Below are 4,455 nucleotides of genomic sequence, written 5' to 3' on the forward strand. Positions count from 1 at the left end.
GCACGGTGGGGGGCGCACCGTGGATCGAGTCGGGGGTCGAGTCGGGGGTCGCACCAGGGGTCGTACCGGGGGTCGAATCGCTCACGAGGCGAGGTTCCCACCGTTCCCCGGTGTCACTCCGGCAGGCTCACCCGGATCTTCGACTGGCCGTGCGGCCGCTTCTCCCAGTCGTCCATGAAGCGGGCCCGCAGGCCGTGCTTCTCGGCGAGGGCGACGAGCGTGCCGGTGCGGTAGTAGAAGTCCTCGCGGAGCACCTGGTGCTCCGCGCCCTCCGTGCGGTCGAACGTGAAGTCGAAGAAGCCGCCGGGGGCGAGGACCCTGCCGACGTGCGCCAGGCACTCCTCGATGACCTCGATGGGCGAGTGCGAGAAGACGCTGTGGGCGTGGACGACGTCGAAGTGGGCGTCGGGGAGGAAGTCGAGGGTGAGGTTCTGGGTGATGGTGAGGTGCGGGAGCTTGTCCTGGAGCCCGTAGGCGGTGAGGGTGCGCTTGGCCGCGATGAGGATGTCGGGCGAGATGTCGATGCCGTAGTAGTGGCCGGCGTCCAGGTAGTCGATGAAGAGCCGGCCGGCCCTCAGGTTGCCGCAGCCGATGTCGAGCATGCGGTGGCGGGGGGCCAGGCCGTGCTCCTTGAGGTAGTCGAACTGCATCTTGCCGAGGGCGAGCCAGCGGTCGTGGGACTTGCTGCCGACGGCGGCCTCGGGGTTGCGGGCGGTGTCGGAGGCCATCACGGCGCGGTAGTAGTCGACGTGGTGGGGGTGCTTGAGGCGCAGCCAGCCGTCGCGGGCCGTGCGCTTGAGGTAGGGGGCGATGCGGGCGGGGGGGGTCACCGCGTAACGGACCTTGTGGGAGAGGTTGCTGCGGTTCTTGTGCAGTGCGGTGGCGTTGCGCGAGGACACGGGCGGCCTACGGGAAGGGCCGGCCTACGGGAGTGGCCGGCCTACGGGAGGGGCCGCCGCTTCAGCACGAAGCAGGTGGCGGCCACGAGGACGGCGGCGAGACCGAGGAAGATGCCGGTCTCGATCCACTGGAAGGTCCAGAAGTCGCTGCTGGGGTAGACCGTGCGGTAGCGGCCGGTGAAGCCCTTCTGGGCCATGCACGTCTTGAGGTCGGGCAGGCCTTCGCCCCAGGCGCAGGCGTCCGGGATCGCGTACTTGCGGCCCGCGGCGTCGACGAAGCCGAACTCGCCGGTGGACCAGCCGCTGCCTATCTCCCGGCGGGGCGCGTCGCCCTCGCTGAGCCACAGCTGGGGCGATATCCACTCGGAGCGGAAGGTGTTGAGCGCGAACCGCACGGCCACGACGGCGCCGAGCACCGCGGCCATCGCGGGCAGCGTGCGGCGTATCAGCAGGCCGGCGGCCGTGCCGGCGGCGAGGCCGAAGAGGGCGCAGGCCACGGCGGCCGGGCCGGTGGCGTTGAAGATGTAGCCGTCGTGCCAGTAGAGGCCGTTCAGCATGTTGGAGACCGGCGACCACCACCAGGCCACGAGCGCGGCGAGGACGGCCGAGCCGAGCACGGTGCAGGCGGTGGCGAGGGCGAAGCGGGTCGTGAACCAGCGGCCGATGCCGACGCCCTGGGTGAGCGCGAGCTTCCACGTACCGCTCTCCAGTTCGCGGCCGAGCAGCGGCGCGCCCCAGAAGATGCCGATGATGACGGGCAGGGCGGTGCTGAGGGAGCCGAGGGCGCGGAGGGGGCCGTTGTTGTCGTCCAGCAGCTTGAGCACGGCCTCGCTCTCGCAGCCGCCGTTCCAGCCCTTGCAGCCGGCGGTGTCGATGTGGTGGCTGCTGATGAAGTCGGTCATGTCCATGCGCATGACGACGACCCAGGCCGTGACGGCGAGGAGGACGGCGGCGCCGGTGAGGATCAGGGCGCGCTGCTGGCGCCAGGCGAGCCAGAGGGTGCCCTTCATGCGGCGGCCTCGGTGGAGCCGGCGGTGCGGGGCTGGTGGTTCGAACGCAGGTAGGCGAGCAAGAGGTCTTCCAGGGAGGGGTTCTCGACGATCCACGGGGCGCCCGGGGACCAGTCGCTGTGACGGAGGAGGGCGTGCACCTGCCGCCCGGTGACGGCGGCCTCGACGACGGCGGCGCGGTCGAGCGCGGCCGGGAGGCCGTCCTCGGTGGCGGGGTCGGCGAGCCCGGTGATCCGGACGTGCGTGTCGCACAGTTGCTGGACGTCGCCGGAGAGCCGTACGGCGCCGTGCCCCAGCAGCAGGACGTGGTCGCAGGCGTTCTCCAGCTCGGAGAGCACGTGGGAGGACATGACGACGGTGATGCCGCGCTCGGCGACTTCGGCCATGACCAGGCCCATGGCCTCGATGCGGACGAGCGGGTCGAGGTCGGCGAGGGGTTCGTCCAGGAGCAGCAGCTCGGGGCGCTTGCCGAAGGCGACGGCGAGGGCGACGCGGGTGGCCTGGCCCTGGGAGAGGGCGCCGACGCGGGCGTCGAGGGGGATGTTCCCGGCGCGGACGATGCGCTCGGCGGCGGCCTGGTCCCAGTCCTGGTTGAGCTCGCGGCCGAAGCGCAGGGTCTCGTCCACGGTGAAGCGGGGGTAGAGCGGCTTGTCCTGGGCGAGGAAGGCGGTGCGGTCGCGGGCGGCCGGGGCGCCCGGCTCGGCGCCGAAGACGCGGAGCTCGCCGGAGGTCGGCCGGAGCAGGCCGGTGGCGAGGTGGAAGAGCGTGCTCTTGCCCGCGCCGTTCGGGCCGACGAGGGCGGTGATCCGCCCGGCGGGCAGGGCGAAGTCGCAGTCGCGCAGGGCCCAGCCACCGCGGAACCTCCGCCCCAGGCGGGTCGCCCGCAGGGCGGGGGTCGGGTCGTCGGTCACGTGTCTTCCTCCTGCGTGTGCGTCTGCTGTTGCGGTGCCCGGGGGGCGGGGATGAACGGCGGCGGTGCGGGGGGCGGTGGAAAGCAGTCGTCGAGGACGGAGGCGGCGAGCGCCGCGACGTCCTCCCGCTCCAGCCCGGCCGCGCGGGCCCGCGCCACCCAGGCGGCGGCCTCGGCCCGCAGCGGTGCGTCCGCCGCCGCGGCCGGCCGCGCCAGGGACCGCCGTACGAACGTGCCCTGTCCGGGCCGCGGCTCGACCAGCCCCTCGCGCTCCAGCTCCCGGTAGGCGCGGAGCACCGTGTTGGGGTTCACGGCGATGGCCTCCACGACCTCCCTGGCCGTCGGCAGCCGGTCCCCCGGCTCCAGCACGCCCAGCCGGAGCGCCTGCCTGACCTGGTGGGCGAGCTGCAGGTAGGTGGCCACACCGCTGCGCCGGTCGATCCGGAACGCGATCATCGGCACCCTCGTTTCACTAACGTGTTAGTGGAATGATGCGGAGGGGGTGCGGCGGCCGTCAAATCAGGAGGGGAAGCGGGGGGAGAACTTGCGGGAACCGGGGGGAACTAGGAGGGAAGCGCGGCACCCCGGGCGACGGCCCGGACGAGCCGCCGGATGCCGTCGGCCCGCGCCCGGACGGCAGCCGGATCGGGGCGGCGTTCGGCAGGGGTTTCACCCCGGCAGTCCCGGCAGAGCCCACCGGGCAGCGCTTCGGGGCGGCCGGGGGTGCGGCAGACGGACCACTCAAGGATGCGGAGGGGACGGCGCGTGGGCGGTTCCGGCGCCCGTTCGGGCGGCATCTTGTCCGTCAGCCGCCGCCGGGCGAGCGCTCCGGCGCTGTGCACTTCCGCCGGAAGCCCGGCGGTGAGCGCCCGTACGACTTCCTCATCACCGGCACCGAGATCCAGCCATTGCGCGACGAGCCCTTCGAGGGCCCGGCACTCGGCCGCGGAGAGCGTCATACGGGGATCGATGCGCCCGATGGCGGCGAGGAGGAGGTAGGCACGGGAGCGGGCGCGGCGGGGCGGACGGGGAGAGGGCGGCTGGTCAGCGGACTGCGGTTGCGGTTGCGGTTGCGGCTGAACACCGCGGGTCAGGAAGGCTTCCCACCACTCGTCATCCCGTGCGGTGCGGGAGAAGTACGTCCGCGTGACCCAGTGCCGGCTGCCGCTGTCACCTTGGATCCGCTCCGTCACCCGCCGCAGATGCCCGGCCTCCGAGAGCCGCGTCAGGGCGGTCCGGCAGGCGGCCTGCCCGTAGTCGGCGAGGTGCGCGGCCAGCGTCTTCGCATCCATGGCGGCCCCGTCGGGAAGCCGGTCGATGAAGGCGGCGATGGACGCTTCACGGGCCCGGAGATGCGCGAAGTCGCCACGGCGGCGGGGGGCTTGATCGGGCGCGGTGCGCTTGCCGTAGCCGGGGGCGGCGAAGGGGTGGGGGTGCGAGGAGCGCGGGGCAGCGCTAAGGTCGGCGTCAGCCATGAGATCGCTCGTTTCGATCTTGATGGTCAAACCCCGGCAGGTGTTCCCGCACCTGACCGGGGTTGTTTGTTGCTGCGAACGCTAGAGCGCGGCGACAGGATGTCGCAACCCGATCACGAAAAGTGAACGCGCCGTGGTATAGGCGGCGTTGGGAGGGAGGG

Annotated in this window: 5 protein-coding genes; all 5 read right to left on the reverse strand. The window is 72.6% G+C overall.

The window, feature by feature from the left end:
- Positions 1 to 113: 113 nt before the first annotated feature.
- Positions 114 to 899 carry a class I SAM-dependent DNA methyltransferase gene (locus ACSNOH_RS33555; protein ID WP_436725228.1) on the reverse strand — a complete coding sequence of 262 codons (786 nt, stop codon included), beginning with the start codon at positions 897 to 899 and terminating at the stop codon, positions 114 to 116.
- Between the two features lie 41 nt (positions 900 to 940).
- Positions 941 to 1,909: a transporter gene (locus ACSNOH_RS33560; RefSeq protein ID WP_436725229.1), complete on the reverse strand. Its 969-nt coding sequence runs from the start codon at positions 1,907 to 1,909 to the stop codon at positions 941 to 943.
- Positions 1,906 to 2,820, reverse strand: a complete 915-nt coding sequence (locus ACSNOH_RS33565) for an ATP-binding cassette domain-containing protein (protein WP_436725230.1) — start codon at positions 2,818 to 2,820, stop codon at positions 1,906 to 1,908. The genes ACSNOH_RS33560 and ACSNOH_RS33565 overlap by 4 nt, the downstream gene beginning before the upstream one ends.
- The gene (locus ACSNOH_RS33570) at positions 2,817 to 3,275 is read right to left on the reverse strand and encodes a GntR family transcriptional regulator (protein ID WP_436725231.1); all 459 of its coding nucleotides are present in this window, start codon (positions 3,273 to 3,275) and stop codon (positions 2,817 to 2,819) included. The genes ACSNOH_RS33565 and ACSNOH_RS33570 overlap by 4 nt, the downstream gene beginning before the upstream one ends.
- A 107-nt stretch (positions 3,276 to 3,382) precedes the next feature.
- Positions 3,383 to 4,294 carry a hypothetical protein gene (locus ACSNOH_RS33575; protein ID WP_436725232.1) on the reverse strand — a complete coding sequence of 304 codons (912 nt, stop codon included), beginning with the start codon at positions 4,292 to 4,294 and terminating at the stop codon, positions 3,383 to 3,385.
- Positions 4,295 to 4,455: the final 161 nt, after the last annotated feature.

Origin of the sequence: Streptomyces sp. URMC 127, assembly GCF_051386535.1 — a bacterium.
In the GTDB taxonomy this organism is placed as follows: domain Bacteria; phylum Actinomycetota; class Actinomycetes; order Streptomycetales; family Streptomycetaceae; genus Streptomyces.